Annotated in this window: 13 protein-coding genes and 2 pseudogenes; 8 read left to right on the top strand and 7 right to left on the bottom strand. The window is 71.2% G+C overall.

The features are described from left to right. On the top strand, window positions 1-2,358 hold a 2,358-nt coding region (locus AC08OP_RS02240; protein WP_476612680.1), incomplete at its 5' end, for a DUF3376 domain-containing protein. 70 nt (window positions 2,359-2,428) lie between these two features. Here the strand turns inward: AC08OP_RS02240 and AC08OP_RS02235 are convergent. Further along, window positions 2,429-2,953 carry a hypothetical protein gene (locus AC08OP_RS02235; protein WP_476612679.1) on the bottom strand — a complete coding sequence of 175 codons (525 nt, stop codon included), beginning with the start codon at window positions 2,951-2,953 and terminating at the stop codon, window positions 2,429-2,431. A 95-nt stretch (window positions 2,954-3,048) separates the two neighbouring features. Beyond that, a complete protein-coding gene (locus tag AC08OP_RS02230) occupies window positions 3,049-3,675 on the bottom strand; it encodes a nitroreductase family protein (RefSeq protein ID WP_476612678.1) in 627 nt (208 codons plus the stop codon). Window positions 3,676-3,861: 186 nt separating this feature from the next. On the opposite strand from AC08OP_RS02230, the pseudogene AC08OP_RS02225 reads away from it, so the two are divergent. The 3 genes and pseudogenes from AC08OP_RS02225 to AC08OP_RS02215 form a co-directional block, all read left to right on the top strand. Continuing rightward, a pseudogene (locus tag AC08OP_RS02225) lies at window positions 3,862-4,002 on the top strand (ATP-binding cassette domain-containing protein); the annotation flags it as partial. 2 nt (window positions 4,003-4,004) lie between these two features. Further along, on the top strand, window positions 4,005-4,160 hold the full coding sequence (locus AC08OP_RS02220) for a hypothetical protein (protein WP_476612682.1): 156 nt from the start codon (window positions 4,005-4,007) through the stop codon (window positions 4,158-4,160). Window positions 4,161-4,315: 155 nt separating this feature from the next. Continuing rightward, a complete protein-coding gene (locus AC08OP_RS02215) occupies window positions 4,316-7,543 on the top strand; it encodes an AAA family ATPase (RefSeq protein WP_476612681.1) in 3,228 nt (1,075 codons plus the stop codon). A 23-nt stretch (window positions 7,544-7,566) separates the two neighbouring features. On the opposite strand, the gene AC08OP_RS02210 is transcribed toward AC08OP_RS02215, so the two are convergent. Continuing rightward, entirely contained in the window at window positions 7,567-7,890 is a 324-nt protein-coding gene (locus AC08OP_RS02210; protein WP_476612677.1) for a hypothetical protein, read from the bottom strand. A gap of 242 nt (window positions 7,891-8,132) precedes the next feature. Between AC08OP_RS02210 and AC08OP_RS02205 the strand changes: the two genes are divergently transcribed. Further along, entirely contained in the window at window positions 8,133-8,384 is a 252-nt protein-coding gene (locus AC08OP_RS02205; protein ID WP_476612676.1) for a hypothetical protein, read from the top strand. A gap of 42 nt (window positions 8,385-8,426) precedes the next feature. On the opposite strand, the gene AC08OP_RS02200 is transcribed toward AC08OP_RS02205, so the two are convergent. Then, window positions 8,427-8,768 (bottom strand): STAS domain-containing protein, encoded by a 342-nt coding sequence (locus AC08OP_RS02200; RefSeq protein WP_476612675.1) that lies wholly within the window; start codon window positions 8,766-8,768, stop codon window positions 8,427-8,429. Between the two features lie 93 nt (window positions 8,769-8,861). After that, the gene (pgi, locus tag AC08OP_RS02195) at window positions 8,862-10,532 is read right to left on the bottom strand and encodes a glucose-6-phosphate isomerase (RefSeq protein ID WP_476612674.1); all 1,671 of its coding nucleotides are present in this window, start codon (window positions 10,530-10,532) and stop codon (window positions 8,862-8,864) included. A 269-nt stretch (window positions 10,533-10,801) separates the two neighbouring features. On the opposite strand from pgi, the gene AC08OP_RS02190 reads away from it, so the two are divergent. The 3 genes from AC08OP_RS02190 to AC08OP_RS02180 all read left to right on the top strand — a co-directional run bounded on the left by AC08OP_RS02190 (window position 10,802) and on the right by AC08OP_RS02180 (window position 15,440). Next, window positions 10,802-13,252, top strand: a complete 2,451-nt coding sequence (locus AC08OP_RS02190; RefSeq protein ID WP_476612673.1) for a serine/threonine-protein kinase — start codon at window positions 10,802-10,804, stop codon at window positions 13,250-13,252. 103 nt (window positions 13,253-13,355) lie between these two features. After that, window positions 13,356-14,948, top strand: coding sequence for an FAD-binding oxidoreductase (locus AC08OP_RS02185; protein WP_476612672.1), 1,593 nt, complete (start codon window positions 13,356-13,358; stop codon window positions 14,946-14,948). Between the two features lie 333 nt (window positions 14,949-15,281). Continuing rightward, window positions 15,282-15,440 carry a hypothetical protein gene (locus tag AC08OP_RS02180; protein WP_462202948.1) on the top strand — a complete coding sequence of 53 codons (159 nt, stop codon included), beginning with the start codon at window positions 15,282-15,284 and terminating at the stop codon, window positions 15,438-15,440. Between the two features lie 45 nt (window positions 15,441-15,485). On the opposite strand, the gene AC08OP_RS02175 is transcribed toward AC08OP_RS02180, so the two are convergent. Continuing rightward, window positions 15,486-16,481, bottom strand: coding sequence for a C40 family peptidase (locus AC08OP_RS02175; RefSeq protein WP_476612671.1), 996 nt, complete (start codon window positions 16,479-16,481; stop codon window positions 15,486-15,488). A gap of 6 nt (window positions 16,482-16,487) precedes the next feature. Beyond that, window positions 16,488-16,698 (bottom strand): annotated as a pseudogene (locus AC08OP_RS02170) (hypothetical protein); the annotation flags it as partial.

The following is a 16,698-nucleotide window of genomic DNA, read 5'->3' as shown; positions in this document are numbered from 1 at the left end:
GCGCTGAACCAGTCGATCGGTACAGATCTGGCGACGCTGCGCGACCATAACAGCGCCGTACGCGGTACGCGGGCGAACCGACGACGGCTGCTGCGCCTCGCCCCGGCCGGTGGGCCCCGGTTAGCGGACGAGAGCGTCTATGACGCCTACCGCCGCAGCCTGGCAGAGGAGACCGCCCCACCGGTGATCGAGGCGTTGCTGCGCGTCCTCGGTGGTCGGTTCGACCTGCCCCGTCCCCCGGACACCGACGCGCTGCGCACCGACGCGGCCGGACCCGCCCGGATGACGAACGCCGCGGTCAACGCCGTGGTCCAGATGCTTCCCGACCGGCTGCCGACCACGGCCGACCTCGCCGACCTGTGGCGGCTGGGCCGGCCCGCGCTCGACGCCGCCAAGGGCCTGCTGATCAACATGATCAACGAAGGGTACGTCCTCTCCCCCGAGCCGGCGGACCGGATCCGACTCGCCCGGCTCGCGGCGGCCGTGCACGGCGCCTCGCGCGCCACCATCCGGAACACCGGCACCGCAGGCACTGCGGGCACCGCGGCCCTGCGACCCGGCGTCTTCACGACGGTCGGCGAGACCCTCGGTGCGATGGCCGGGGCACCGCTGCTCGACGTCATCGCCGAGGCGGCCCGCCGCTGGTTGCGGACCGACCCGGAGGGCGACGCGGGGCAGGACGAGCTCACCCGGGCCTGGCGATCCCTGGAACAAACGATCGAGACCCTGCGGACCGAGCTCACCGATCTCGTGGACCGGCGGTCCCCCGCGGCCCCGCCTCCGGCGGGACCAGAGACCAGGCCCGAGGGTCTCAGTCTCGGCCAGCGCCGGGCGGTGGCGGCCCGGACCCTCGCGGACTTCGTCGGGTACCTCCCGTCGACTCCCGCGGACGCCCTGATCGCCGTGCTCGACGTGCACCTGGTCGAGCGGAGCACCGGCGCCGCGGTCCTCGATCAACCGGTTGAGCTCGTCCAGATCAGCGCAGATCTACCGAACCGCCTCGATCCCGCCCGCGCGCTGGCTGAGGAGAAGGTCACAGGCCTGCAGCTGGGAAACTTCGGCGCCTTCGCGAAGTCCTCGTGGCGGGCCAACGACTGGATGTGGGGACGGCTGGACGGTGCGGGCTGGCTGGTCCGGATCATGCTGGATCCACGCCGGCTCGTGATCCGCCGGGACACCGCCGTCCCCGCCGGTCACGCCCGTGCCGCGGCGCTGGCCCGCCGGGGCTGGCTGGTGGATCTGGTCGACGATCTCACCGAGGTGGCCGGCATCCCGGCGCCACGGGAGGTACTCGACGAGCTTGGCTTTCTGACCGATCCGGACGCCCCCGTGCCGCCGAACCTGCCGGTCACGGCGACCTGGGCCGCCGCCGGCCTCCAACGGGACATCGCGGCCAAGGAGCTGGTGGGGGTCGCCGAGGCGGTGCGGCGCGACAACGAGGCCGGGGTCGATCCGCGGCCCACCGCCGACTTCCTCGCCGCCGTCGACCGGGCCCTGACCGCGGAACCGACCCGGCCCGGAACGACGACCGGACCGGGGGCCTCGGCGGCACCGGAAGCGACGGGCCCCCCAAACCTGGAGGAGCCGCGCGGCGCCAAGGTCATCTCGCTGGCCGCGGCCGCGGCCGCCAGGGTCGCCGCGGGACGGACCGGTGCCCACCGGCCGGTCGGCGTCGACAGTTCGGCTCTGGCGCGCCGACCGCCCCGGCCACCCGGGCTCAGCGGCGTCCCCGTCACGCCCGGCGCGCTGCCCCCGCGAGCGGTGGACGAGGTGCTCGAGGCCTGCCGCGTCTCGGACGAACGCATCACCGACGCGGCGCAGGGCCCGATTCTGGTGACCGCCCTGGCCCAGATCGTGGCCGTGGTCGTCGCCTGGGCGGCATCGACCCGCCGGCTGCCACGGCCCCTGCGGCCGGTCGCCTTCCTCGCCCGGGCCGTCACCCGTCTCGCCTTCGAGATGATCCGGGATGTCACGCACGGCCGGCGGCGGATGACGATCGCGGTGGGAACAGCGCTGGTCGGCCTCGGTACGGCCGGCGGGCTGACCGGTTCGGGCATCCTCGGCGGCCTGGGGATCGTCCTCGGCCTGATCGGCCTGCTGACGATCGGACTGACCGGCTGGCGGCACCTGCCCGGAGGACTGGCGGTCGTGGGAGCCGGGCTCATCGCGGTGTTCGCGGCGGCCGGTGCCGTTCCGGTGATCCATGACCGGCTCTTCCCCTGGCTACACGACGACGTCGTGCCATACCTGGCCGATCATCCGTGGGCATGGGCGACCGTCTTCGGAGCCCTGGTGCTGCCGGCTCTCTGGTCCGTCGCCGAGGCCCTCGCCACCCGCCGGGCCCGCCGCAACGGCTGATCATCCCGGTAGGCACGGCCTGGGGGTCCGCGCCACCGGCACCGGTGGCGCGGTGACGTGGTGACCCGGTTCAGGAGATGTCGGACCAGGTCAGGGTGCCCGTCGGGTCTCGAAGGCAGGACACCGGGCGGCCGGCGGAGTCCTGGACGATGCGCCCGACGTCCTCGGGGTCACAGTTCCCGCCCTCATCCGGCCGGGTCACGAGAGCCGGGGCGGGCGGCTCCGTGGACCATCGACTAATGCCGGCCGGGCCGGTCCCGCCGACGGGCGCGCAGAACAGCACAAGGCCGTTCACGGCGGTCGCGGGCGAGGTGTCCTCGGTGGGGGAACAGGCCTCTCCGACGAAGACGGAGGATGCTTGCGGAGTCGGCACCGGCGGTGACGCGACACCATCCGGGGCGGCGGAGGCCCCGGGCGTGCCCGGGCCGCCCGGGTCCTGAGACGACGCACTCGGCATGACCACCGAGCCCGGCCGGGCGGCCGAGCCGCCGTACCCGCTCGACCCCGGATCCGAGCATCCGACGACCAGCGCGAGCAACAGCCCCCCGGCCACGGTCAGGCCGAGACGGCCACGGCCTCGAAGACCGCCACACACGGCGTACCTCCCGTCGCACCTCGGGAGCCGGAGTCATACCCCGGTCCAGGCCGCCCGATCTCAAGACCTGTGTTCCAGCTTAGGTAGCCTGCCGCTCACACCGTGGTCACTTGCCCGAACTGGGAGATCCGATCGTCCGCCGCCACGGGAACCAGCGTCCCGTCGGCCTCCATCTCCGCCGCGACCTGGGCCAGCCGAACGGCGGGCCGCGCCGGCAGCGGCGCGGTGCCCGCCTGGGTCCCGAGCTCCACCCAGCCGACCAGCGCCTCGTCCGACGTCAGCCCGAACGCCTCCCGGACCTCGGCGCTGCCCTGCATCGGCACCGACTTCCAGGCCGAGGCGACGCCGAGCGCGTGCGCGGCCAGGCAGATGTTCTGCGCCGCCGCCGCGGCCGAGGCGTCCTGCTCGGCGACCGGAACCTTCGAACCGACGTGGGAGGCGACGACGGCGATGAGCGCCGGGGAACGGGTGGCCTTGCCGGCGGTCTTGCGGATGACCGGCTCGGGCAACCCGCCGACGGCCTCGGCGGCCCGCTTGATCGCCGCCGCCAGGGTGGCGCGAGCATCGCCCCGCACGACCACGAAGCGCCAGGGCCGCAGCATCTTGTGATCCGGCGCCGTGGTGGCGGCACTAAGTATGATCATAATCTGCTCCGCCGTCGGACCGGGTTCGACGAGCCGGGTCGCTGTACGGCGCGTCATCAGGCAGGCGAGAGCGTCCATGAAAACTCCTTGGGGGATCGCGGTTCGGGGAACCCGGGAAGTACCGGTCTCCCGGCCGGCGACCGCGACCCGGCCGGCGGTGACAGCCGCCGGTGGATCTGGAACAGCGACAGGTTACCGTAGAGATTGCCCCGCTCGAACCTCCGCCGGGAGGCTCTCGTCACCGCCGTCGTTGAAATAGACCATCTGGCCAAGCGATACGGGTCCCAGCGCGCCGTCCGGGACGTGAGTTTCACGGTGCGGGAAGGGAACATCACCGGTTTTCTCGGGCCGAACGGCCCCGGCAAGACAACGACGCCGCGCATCCTGCTGGGTCTGGTCACCCCTGGTTGCTGGCTCTGGTCACCCCTGGCTCCGGCAGCGCGGTGGTCTTTGGTGGCTGCGGGGCGGTCGAGGTGAACGCGGGCGGCTGGGGAGTAGTCGGCTGGGGAGTGTTGGCCCAGGTGGCGGCGCTCCTCGCGGTGCGGCGGGAGCTGCCGTCATGACCGCGCCAAGCCAGCCGTCGGCGGATGAACCGCCCGGGTCGCGCCGTCCCGGCCGGGACTCGACGGTGGCACCGGCGTGGGACGGGTCACCTCAGGCGACTCGGGTACGCGCATCCCCCACCGCCTCGGGTCGCGATCGGCCTACCATCCGGCACATGGTGCCGTGCCCGACCTGCGCGGAGGACAACCCCGAGCGGGCGCGCTTCTGCTCCGGATGTGGGAACCCCCTTCCCACCCCGGGGAGCGGCGCCCGGAAAACCGTGACGATCATGTTCGTGGACATCACCGGGTCCACCGACATCGGCGAGAGAATCGACTCCGAACCGCTGCAGCAGGTCATGTGGCGGTTCTTCACCACCGTCCGTGAAGTGATCTACACCCACGGCGGGTCGGTCGAGAAGTTCATCGGCGACGCCGTCTTCGCCGTCTTCGGCATTCCCGTGCTGCACGAGGACGACGCGCTGCGCGCGGTTCGCGCCGCCCTCGACATCCGGGCGGCGATGGAGGCGCTCAACGCCGACCTGCAGCGCGAGTGGGGCCTGAAACTGCGGGTGCGGATCGGGATCAACACCGGCGAGGTGACCGTCGCCGGCGGTGGCGTCACCGGCGATCCGGTGAACGTCGCCTCCCGGCTGGAACACGCCGCTCCCCCTGACGAGATCCTCATCGGGGACACCACCTACCGCTTCATCCGGCACAGCGTCACGGTGAGCCCGCTCGGCCCCTTGGTCGTCCAGGGCAAGCGCGACCCGCTGCGGGTGCACCGATTGATCGGGCTGGTCGACCCGACCGCGGGTCCCGGCAGCCGGGCCCCGACCCACGGCTTCACCGCCCCGGTCATCGGGCGTAACCGGGAACGCCGCCGGCTGCAGGACGCCTTCGAGGCCGTGGTCGAGGAACGCACCTGCCACCTGTTCACCGTGCTGGGCCCGGCGGGCATCGGCAAATCCCGGATGGTCGGCGAGTTCTGCGCGGCCATGGCGAACCGGGCGACCGTGCTCACCGGGCGTTGCCTGTCCTACGGCGAGGGCATCGCCTACTGGCCGCTGATGGAGATGGTGCGCCAGGCCACCGGTCTGTCCGCCGACGAGAGCGCCCCGGACGGGCGGCGTCGGCTGCGGGAACTGCTCGACGGTGTCACCCAGGCGGCGGAGATCGTCGAGGCGCTCGCGCCCCTGGTGGGGCTGGGCGGCGCGGAACTCGGTCCGCAGGAGAGCTTCTGGGCCGTCCGGTCCTTCTTCCAGGCGCTGGCGGCCCGACGCCCGCTGATCCTGTGGTTCGACGACGTGCACTGGGCCGAGCCGACCCTGCTCGACCTGCTGGAGAACATCGCCGACTGGTCCCGCGACGCCCCCATCATGCTGCTGTGCCTGGCCCGCCCGGAACTGCTGGAGGAGCGGCGGGACTGGGGAGGCGGCAAACTCAACGCCACCTCGATGCTGCTGGCGCCGCTGACCGAGGCACGCTGCCAGCGCCTGATCCGCACCCTGATGGGCTCCGACGACCTCGACCCGGCCCTCGTCTCCCGGATCACTACCTCCGCGGCCGGCAACCCACTGTTCGTCGAGCAGATGGTGGCGGCCCTCGTCGACGACGGCCTGCTGCGCCGGGAGGGCAGCCGGTGGATCGCCACCGGCAGCCTGCGCAACGTGACGGTGCCGCCGACCATCTCGTCCCTGCTCGCGGCCCGGCTCGACCGGCTCGACCCGCCCGAACGGCGGGTCCTTGAACGCGCCGCCATCGTGGGGGAACGCTTCTACCTCGACGCCGTCATCGACCTGTCGGACCCAAACGAACAGCCGATGGTCGCCGCCCACTGCCTGAGCCTGGTCCGCAAGGAACTGGTGCATCCGGACCGGTCCGACCTGCCCGGCGTCGAGGCGTTCCGGTTCCTGCACGTGCTGCTGCGCGATTGCGCCTACCAGTCCACCGCCAAACGGCAGCGCGCCGATCTGCACCAGCGGTTCGCCCAGTGGCTGCAGACCCGGCTGGAGGGCGGCCCCGGTGAGCACGACGAACTGGTCGGCTACCACCTGGAGCAGGCGTTCCGTTACCGGGTGGAGATCGGGCAACGCGACACCGAGACGGTCGAGCTGGGCCGATCCGCGGCGACCTGTCTGATCGAGGCGGCGGACCGGGTGCGCCAGGGCGACGAGACCGGCGCGGCCCAGCTGCTCAAGCGGGCCATCACCCTGCTGCCCGAGACGGACCCGCTGCGGCTACGGGCCGAGATCGACCTCGGCTGGGCGCTGTACTCGTTCGGCCGGCTCTCCGACGCCGAGCGCATCCTGCGCCAGGTGACCGAGCGGGCCCGGCGCGCCGGGGAGGAGGGCCTGCGGGCCCACGCCCGGCTCGCGTACCTGCGGGTGCTGTTCTCCACCGATCCGGAGGGCCTGGTCGCCAGGACGCTGACCGAAGCCGCGGCGTGCCTGACCAACTTCGTGCAGGCCGGCGACGAGGTCGGCGCGGCGCTCGCCTGCCGCAGCCAGGCCAACGCCTACCTGGCGGCCGGGCAGTTCGCCGCGGCCGAGCGGGCGATGGAGAACGCCGTCCGGCATGCGGAAGAATCCGGCGTGCCCCGGGCCGCGCAGTCGCTGCGCCGGGAGCTCACCATGCTCATGAGCTGGGGGCCCCGGCCAGTCGCCGTCGGGATCACCCGGGCAAACGAGGCCCTCGACGCCGCTGACGACGACCGGGCTCTGCGTCGGGCCGTGCTCGCCCAGCTCGCGGTCCTCACCGCCATGTCGGGGGATCTGGAGGGCGCGCAGATCCATCTCAAGGCGGCCGAGGAGATCGTTCACGACCTGCGCGCCCCTCGGGTCGACCCCTTTCATGGCGGGTTCGTCGTGGCCCGAGTGGCACTGCTCGCCGACGAGCTGGCAGTCGCCGAGCGGGAGCTGCGGCGAAGCTGCCGGCAGCTGTCCCGGATGGGGGAACGCGCGTTCCTGGCCAACCGGGCCGCGGCACTCGCCGACGTTCTCGTCCGGCTCGGCAAGGTCGACGACGCGGGCAAGTACGTCACCCGGTGTCGGGACGCCGCCGCCGCCGACCAGCTACCGGCCCAGGCCGGATGGTGCGGGGTCCACGCGAAGCTCTTGGCGCTGCGCGGCCGCGATGCCGAGGCCCTCCGGTTCGCCGACACCGCCGTCGATCTCGCCAGCCGCACCGACGACACCGACGGCCAGGGACACGCGCTGCTGTCCCGCGCCGAGGTGCTCTACCGGGCCGGCCGCAAGGACGACGCCGCCGAGAGCCTGGAAGCTGGCATCACCCGGTATCTGCACCGGGGCAACGTCGCCGCGGCAAACCTCGGCCGCCGGCTGTTCGGCACGCTCGACGGCCCCCCGCCAGGGACGGGAGGCCCCTCGCCGGGAACGGGATAGCGGGGCGGCCCGCGCCCGCGCGCTCAGCGCAGCAGTCCGCGCAGCCGCGCCTGTTCCTGCAACCAGTACATCTCCTGCGCCCACAACCGCAGCCGCTCGACGGCGGCGAGCTCGCCGGCCAGAGCCTGCGCCACGGACGGCCGGCTCAGCACCTCAACGCCGAGGGGCGCCCACTGCCAGTCGGCCTCCTCCTCGCAGGCTCGCTGGTAGGCGGCCCGCCGCAGGGCTATCTCAGCAAGGGCGAAATCGACCTGCTCGGAGAGCAGGTCGAGACGCGCAAGCAGGTCCGCGTCACGAACCCACGGACGGCCGCTATAAGCGGGCAATGGAACGGGCCGCGCAGACATATTGGGGGAAGGGTACGAGCCCGCGGACACCGGGAACAACACACATCCCGGAACAGACCTCTGAGCTGCGGTTTATTCTTCCACCCGGCCGGAATCGGCGACCCCCTCGGGGAGAACCCGGTGGACACCCGAGTCGGGTGAGACGACGGTCGGGACGTGAGCAACGGAGGTCCGAGGGTAACGCCTACGGTACGGCGTCCATGGTGCCGATCAGATCCGTAAGCCAGCCTGGGGGTCTTTCGGTGAGTCTCACACCACCCGTCCTGCTGATGGTGCTCGGTTTTCCACTCTTCGTGATGGCGGGGATGCTCATGATGGGCGGGATCGAGAAACGTCTGATCGGCTCCCGCGGGTTGCTCTCCCTGGTCACCGAGGACGGCACCGCCTCGGTGGGCGACTGCGGACCATCCGGTGCACGACCGTCACCCAGCGCACCCGCCACACTCAGCGCACCCGCGTCATCGGGCGATCGGACGTCACCGCTCAGCAGCTGAGCCGTCTCCCAGCCCGCGGGGTGCGGACAGGTGAGGCGGCGGTCAGCGGCGGCGGGATCCCCCGCCGACCCACAACCGACCGTCGAGACCGGCCTCCCGCAACAACGCGGCGAACGCCGGCGTGGGTGCCTGGATCTCCAGACGTGAGTGCACCCGGCGGAGCAGCAGATCGGCGCGGAGCAGAGCGGCGAGCCCCGGGATGTCGATCGAGCGCAGGCCCGCGACATCCACCGTGACCGTCCCCCCGCCCCGGCCGAGATGCTCGCCGATCTGCTCACGGAACCGGAGCCGCCCGGCAGTGTCGAGTTCCCCGGCGAGTTCGATGAGCACGTCCTCGCCTGTCCGCTGCACGGACATCCGCAAGGCTCCAGCATCCGCCCGCATGACTTCCACCCCCCGATGTCGTCACTGCGTTGGGTCACCCCCGATCAGTTACGCAGAGTAACATGCCTCGGTTGGCTGGATCCCCGGCGGACGTCAGCCGGCGCGCAGACGCTTGATCAGAGCGTTTGTCGAGCTATCATGCCCCAGCTCCGGTTCCTGCTCGGACCCGAGTTCCGGAATGATCCGACCGGCCAGCACCTTGCCGAGCTCCACGCCCCACTGGTCGAAACTGTTGATCCCCCAGATGACACCCTGGGTGAACACCTTGTGCTCGTACAGTGCGATCAGCTGACCGAGGGTGAACGGAGTCAGCTTCTGGGCGAGCAGGGTGTTCGAGGGTCGATTACCCGGGAAGGTCCGATGTGCAACGAGGCCCGGCGCGACACCCTCGGCGGCCACCTCCGCGGCTGTCCGGCCGAACGCGAGGGCCTCCGTCTGCGCCAGGAAGTTGGCCAGCAGCAGGGCATGCTGGTCCACCCCGGCGCCGTCCGCCGTGCCCACCCCGGGATGGTTCGGCCGGACGAAGCCGATGAAATCAGCCGGGACGATCGTCGTCCCCTGGTGCAGGAGCTGGTAGTACGCATGCTGTCCGTTCGTGCCGGGAGTCCCCCAGACGATCGGTCCGGTCGGCGTCGGCACGGGCCGCCCGGTGAGATCGACCGACTTCCCGTTGCTCTCCATGTCCAGCTGCTGGAGATAAGCCGGGAATCGGCCCAGGTAGTGGCTGTAGGGCAGCACCGCGTGCGTCGCGGTACCGAAGAAGTCGCGGTACCACAGGCCGATCAGGCCGAGCAGAACCGGAAGGTTCCGCTCGAACGGAGCCGTCCGGAAGTGCGTGTCCATGGCGGCGAAACCGGCGAGGAACTCCCGGAAGTTCGGCGGCCCGATCGCGATCATCAGCGAGAGGCCGATCGCGGAGTCCACCGAGTACCGGCCGCCCACCCAGTCCCAGAACTCGAACATGTTCTCGGTGTCGATACCGAACTCGGCGACCTTCTCGGCATTCGTGGAGACCGCGACGAAATGCCGGGAAACGGCGTCCTCGCCGAGCAGGCCGGTGAGCCAGGACCGCGCGGCCCGCGCATTGGAGATCGTTTCCAGGGTGGTGAACGTCTTGGACGAGACGATGAACAGGGTGCTGGCCGGATCGAGATCGGCGGTGGCCTCCCAGATGTCGGTGGGGTCGACGTTGGAGACGAACCGGACTTCGATCGACCGGTCGGCATAGTCGCGCAGGGCGTCGTAGGCCATGGCGGGTCCCAGGTCGGAGCCGCCGATGCCGATGTTGACCACCGTCCGGATCCGCTCACCGGTGGCACCCAGCCATTCTCCCGACCGCACCCGGTCGGCGAATCGGGACATCGCGTCGAGCACCCGATGCACGTCAGGGACGACGTCGGCGCCATCCACCTCGATCCGGGTTCCGGCCGGGGCGCGCAACGCCACGTGCAACACCGGTCGGTTCTCGGTGACGTTGATCCTCTCGCCCCGGAACATCGCCTCGATCCGGTCCGCCAGCCCGGCGCGCCGGGCCAGCGCGGTCAGCAACTCGACGGTGCGCGCGGTCAGCCGGTTCTTGGAGTAGTCAAGATAGAGTCCGTCCGATTCGACGGCGAACGTCTCGCCACGCCGGGGATCGGCGGCGAACAGATCCCGCAGGGACACCTCGGAGATCTCGCGCAGATGCGTGGTGAGCGCCGCCCATTCCTCGGTCGCGGTGATGTCCAGCGGAGCCACCGGGGCAGCGGGCTCGGTTGTCGACATGACGTGGGATGCCCTTCCTCGCAGGTTCAACATGTGCCGCAGTGCCCATCATCCGCACTGCGGCGGCGGCGGCGCTCGCCAGCCCCGTCGACCTGCCCGTGTCGCCGATCCGGCACGCCGGACCGGCCGGCCGGGGGTAGGGAATGGGGGGTCAGGGCCGTAGGATCACCAGGAACCCGACGAAGGGCGTCATTGCAGGCCAGGATGGTTCTCGGCGCACGGGTGGCGGTACAGCGGATGCCCGGCGTGGTAGCGGACGGATCTGGACCTTGTTGATAGATAAATCTCGGGTGGAGGCGGCGCTTCCCGGTTACTCCGTCGAGGGCGACCTGGGCCGGGGTGGCTACGGGCTCGTGCTGGCCGGCCAGCACCGGCTCATCGGCCGCAAGGTCGCGATCAAGATCCTGCTGGACACCTCCGACGACCCCGATCTGCGTGCCCGCTTCCTGTCCGAGGCTCGGGTGCTGGCTGAACTGGACCATCCGCACATCGTGCGTATCCACGACTACGTGGAGCACGAGGGCACCTGCCTGCTCGTCATGGAGCTGCTCTCCGGCGGCACGCTCAAACAGCGGATGAGCTCGGGACCGGTCTCCGCCGAGACCACCTGCTCGATCGGGCTCGCGGCCGCGGCCGCCCTCGCCACGGCGCACGGCCACGGAGTGCTGCACCGGGACATCAAGCCGGACAACATCATGTTCGCCGGCGACGGGCTGCTGAAGGTGACCGACTTCGGCATCGCCAAGATTTTCGACGGAGCGGAGACCACCGCCAGCGCGATCCTGGGAACGCCGCGTTACATGGCTCCCGAGCAGATCATAGGGACGCGTCTCTTCCCGTCCACCGATCTTTACGCCCTCGCGGGTGTGCTCTACGAGATGATCGCCAACCGACCGCTGTTCGGCCGTCAGATGGCGGTGCAGCCGCTGACCCACCACCATCTGACAATCATGCCGGAACCGCTCACCATGGTTCCGCCACCCGTCTCCGCGGTGATCCTGCGGGCGCTGGCGAAGGATCCGGGCACCCGCTTCGCCGACGCCGCCGACTTCGCCCTGGAACTCGCCCGAGCGAGCAGCCGCGCGTTCGGCCCGACCTGGCTGTCCCGGTCTGACGTCAAGGTGCGGATCGACGACGAGATCCGGGAGGCCGCGCTCGCCACCTCGACCACCCCGCGCCCGCCGGCCCCCGGTCGACCCGGCTTCCCTGGCGCGCCACCGGGCGGACCGGGCCCACGGATCGGGTACCCGGGCGCACCGAACGGCCCGAACGGGCCGGGGAGTCCCGCCACGCCGAGTGCTCCCGGAGCACCCGGTGGTCCGGTCAGCCGTCCGATAGGGGGATACCCACCACCGGTTGGGCCGGGCTGGGCTGGATTCCCGCCGGGCAACACTCCACCGCCGCGGTCGACCCCACCGCCGCGGCCGCTCGGCCCCGGGTACGGCGGCCCCGGGTACGGCGGACCGGGCGGCCCCGGCGACCAGACGTACCGGCCCGGTCCGGGGGGACCGGTGCACGGGATGGCGGGGGTACCACCGACCGCCACCCGCCAGGCCGGGCACCAGTCGAATCCGAACGCCCGTAACCGGACGCCGCTCATCATCGGAGCGGTCGCGTTCGTCGTCATCGTCGCCCTCACCGTCGGCATCGTGGCAGCGGTGACGAACTCGGGCGGCGGCAGCGGCGGCGGTGACCGCGGCGGCGGCACGGCACGCCTCGCAACCGCCTACCGGGGAACGGCGCTGTCGGTGCAGGGCCTGAGCCCCTACAGCGTCGATGTCGATCCCGACGGCTCGCTGCTCGTCTCCAGCCTCGCGACGGACCGCATTCAGAAGATCACCCCTGCCGGGGCGGTCAGCGACCTCGCGGGCACCGGAGCCGGCGGGATCAGCGGCGACGGCGGCCCGGCCAGCGCGGCGCAGCTTGACGGGCCCGGATCGACCAGCCGTGACAAGGCCGGCAACATCTACATCGGGGACGCGAAGAACAACCGGATCCGCAAGATCAGCCCAGCCGGGGTAATCACTACGATCGCCGGCACCGGTGACGCCGGTTACGGCGGCGACGGCGGCCCAGCCACCGCGGCGAAGATCAACAGTGCGGAAAAGGTGACCACCGGGCCGGACGGCAGCGTCTACCTCTCCGATTACGAGAACCACCGGATCCGCAAGATCAGCCCGCAGGGGATCATCACCACGTACGTGGGCACCGGAGTCGCGGGTTACACCGGCGCCGGCGGCCCGGCCACCGCGGCAAAGATCAACGGCCCGAACGATCTCCAGATGACCGACGACGGCACCCTCTACTTCGCCGACCTCGCCAGCGACACCATTCAGAAGGTGACCCCGGGCGGGATCATCACCACCGTCGCCGGGACCGGCGAGGAGGGCTTCTCGGGTGACGGCGGCCCGGCCACCCGGGCCAAGCTGAACGTGCCGTCGCTCACCGTCGGCCCGGACGGCCGGACGCTCTACATCGCCGACTACCGCAACCACCGGATCCGCCGGGTCGACCCGAACGGCGTGATCACCACGATCGCCGGCATCGGCGTCGAAGGCTCCGGCGGCGACGGCGGCCCAGCGGCCGCCGCCCAGTTCAAGAACCCGAGCTCGGTCGCGGTCGACGGCAGCGGCGCGCTCTACATCGCGGACAACGGCAACGACCGGGTGCGCCGCATCGATCCGAACGGCACCATCACGACCGTCGCCCAACCGGGCTAGGGTATCGCCGATGACCTAGGGTATCGCCGGTGACACGGATGGTCGGACGACTCGTGACGACCATCGTCCACTCCCGGACTCGTAGCAGCCGTGAGGACTGACCGTGGATGACGAGCCTGACCGACGATCGGTGTTACGGACCGCCGGAGCCGGCGGGCTCGGACTCGCCGCGCTCGGGCTCGGTGGCGGCCTGATGAGCGCCTGCCAGCAGGAGGACGCCCCCCACCCGACACCGACGGCGATCGACTGGCGCACGCTCGACGAACGGCTGATCGGTCCGCTGCTGCGACCGACCGATCCGGACTACGCCGTCGCCAGCATGCTGTTCAACCCGGCTTTCGACGCGGTACGCCCGCAGGCGGTGGTCCGTGCCATGTCTGCGGGGGACGTCACGGCCTGCATCGACTTCGCCCGCTCCACCGGGATACACCTCGTCGCGCGGGCCGGTGGCCACAGCTACGGGGGCTACTCGACGACGACCGGGCTGGTCGTGGACGTGACTGCGATGGCGTCGGTCCGGCCGGGGCCCGACGGCACCGCGCTGATCGGGGCCGGAGCGCTGCTGATCGACGTCTACTCCGCACTCGCCGAGAACGGGCTGGCGCTGCCGGCCGGATCATGCCCGACCGTCGGCATCGCCGGGCTCGCCCTCGGCGGCGGCATCGGAGTGTTGAGCCGGCGCTACGGTCTGACCTGCGATCGGATGGTCTCCGCCGAGGTCGTGCTGGCCTCCGGGGAAACCGTGCGCACCGACGCCGACACCGAGCCGGACCTCTTCTGGTCGCTACGCGGCGCGGGCGGGGGCAACGTCGGCATCGTGACGTCGTTCACCTTCGCCACCCATCGGGCGACACCGTTGGTGCTGTTCACCTACCGCTGGCCCTGGGACGTGGCCGCGGACGTGCTCACCGCGTGGCAGGGCTGGATCGCCGACAGTGGCGGCGCGCCAGAGGACCTGTGGTCGACCTGCGTCATGACCTCGATGCCGACAACCGGGGTCACCGGCAGTCCGGCCCTGCGGGTGAGCGGCGTGCTCGCGGGCGGCGCCGACGACACGCGGATCACGTGGCTGCGGGATCGACTCGCCAACCTCGTCGCCGCCGTCGGCCGGAGGCCCTCGAGCACCTTCGTCGCCCAGCGTGGCCATCTCGAAACGATGCTGCTCGAGGCGGGCTGCGCGGGCAAAAGCGTTGACACGTGCCACCTGCGCGACCGGACGCCCGGAGGCACCCTGCCACGGGTGGCCCAACGGGCCGCCTCGGCGTTCCTCGCCGAACCGATGCCAGCCGGCGGGGTCGAGACGATGCTCGCCGCGCTCGAGCGACGCCAACGCACGCCCGGGGCCGGTCCGGGTGGCATGATCCTGGATTCCTGGGGCGGCGCGATCAACCGGGTCGGCCCGGGTGACACGGCGTTCGTGCACCGCGACACGCTCGCCAGCGCCCAGTTCGTCGCCGGGTACTCCGTCGACGCCTCCCCGGCGGACAAAGAGGCTAACCAGAGCTGGTTGCGATCCACGGTGGCGGCGACGGCGCCGTTCATGTCGTCGTCGGCGTACCAGAACTACATCGACCCGGACCTCACCACCTGGGCCGATGCGTACTACGGGGCGAACCTTCCACGGTTACGCCAGGTCAAGCGCGCCTACGACCCGGACAACCTGTTCCGCTTCGCGCAGAGCATCGCGCCGTCCTGAGCGGTCCCAGCGGTCCCAGCGGTCCCGAGCGGGGGCTTCCCCGGCCAGGCCGGCCATTGCCCCGGGCAGCCACCCCGCGCCGGGAATCGAGGTCGACCGACCCGGGGTGGCATGCACTATTAGATCCGTTCATGTATCCGTTGCCTACTGCCTACCTATGGTCAGATCCCTGTCCATCCGCTGTCCCCCGGCCCCGCCACCGCGCAGTTCACTCACCGCTCCGGCGATTCATCTTGCGACAACTACTCAAGGTGAGTACACACATGCTGTCGGTAACACACCGGCGTTGGTGTCCGTCTGGCCGTGTCGACTGGGTTTTCTGTGAGGTCCTCGATGAAAAGAATCTTCTGGCCGTATGGTGTCGGGCTGTTCGCCCTGTTCTTCGCGGTGACGGCACCGGGTAACGCCGCCGATGTAGTGCACAGCGCCGTCGGTGCGCTCGGTGGTGTGGCCGACGGACTGTCCACCTTCGTGTCCCAGGCGGCTACCTGACCGGAGCGACAGCACACCCGGAGTGTCCGGAACAGGAAATCCGGATCAGGAAAGCTGCCTAGCCAGCGGCCTGGTCACGGCCACGGTCCCACTCCAGTCCGAGATGTCGGATTCGACGACCCCCCACCGCGCTCCCTTGGCTGCGATGACCCGGCCGTCGCCGATGTACATCCCGACATGGCCCGGTGCCTCGGCGGTGCCGTCGGGGCCCGGGGTGAACAGCAGGTCCCCCGGCTGCGGATCGACGCCCGCGACCTGCGGGCCGAACCGCAGCTGGTCGGTCGTCACGCGGGGGAGCTCGATGCCGATGCGGCGATACGCCTCCCGGACCAGCGACGAGCAGTCCCAGGCCTCGGGACCGGTCGCGCCCCAGACGTAGGGCTTGCCGATCTGCGACTGCATGAAGGCGACCATCGGGGCGACCGAACCAGCGGGGATGCCGACGCCGAGCTCCAAGGCGTCGCCGTACACCTGCGCCTGCGCGAGGATCGCGCGGACGTAGTTACGTGTCTCGGTGTACGGCGGAATGCCGGCGAAGGCAAGCACCGCACCCGCTCCCGCGTTGTACGCGGCCAGCATCTTCTCCTGGGCCGCGCCGGACACGGAGGCGACCGAGGCCGCCACCGCGCAGTCGTACCGGGCCGCCGCGGGGATCGCGTCGGCCGGGTTCCACACGTCGCCCTGCCCGTGGGACGCCCACGTCCCGGGCATGAACTGGGCGATCCCCATCGCGCCCACGGGTGACCGGGCCCGCGGGTTGAAACCCGACTCCTGGTGTAACTGGGCGGCCAGCAGGGCGGGAGTCACCTCGGCGCACCCGGCCGCGTTCGCCGCATCAATGATCGTCTGCAGGTACTCGGCCGGGATGCCGTCGGAGTTCCTGATGGTCCGGTTACCCCCGCCCTGATCCTGGATGAAGGGACCGGCGATAATCAGAATGAGGACGGAGACCAGCATGACGACGCCGCCGATGACGAAAGCCGCGCCCGCCCCCGTCCAGACCAGCCAGCGGGAACGCTTACGGGTGAAGCCGCGGGCCATCACGCCTCACCGGCCCGGTGCGTCGCCGGCGACGCTCGACAGATCCGCGCCGGCGACCCGCCACGTCCCGTCGGTCTGGCGCAGGAGAGTGAGCGCCGGGGTGGACAGCGCCACCACCGGGGCTGCGCCGCCCGCCGCCGTCTCGCGGCGCACGTTCAGCTGAAGCACCACCCGACCGGTGGCCGTCGTGTCGATCCCGCCCAGGGGCGTGGTCGCC

This window comes from Frankia sp. CeRuru1 (assembly GCF_977966315.1).
Note: the sequence above shows the minus strand (reverse complement) of the source record. Positions and strands in the feature narration are given on the sequence as shown.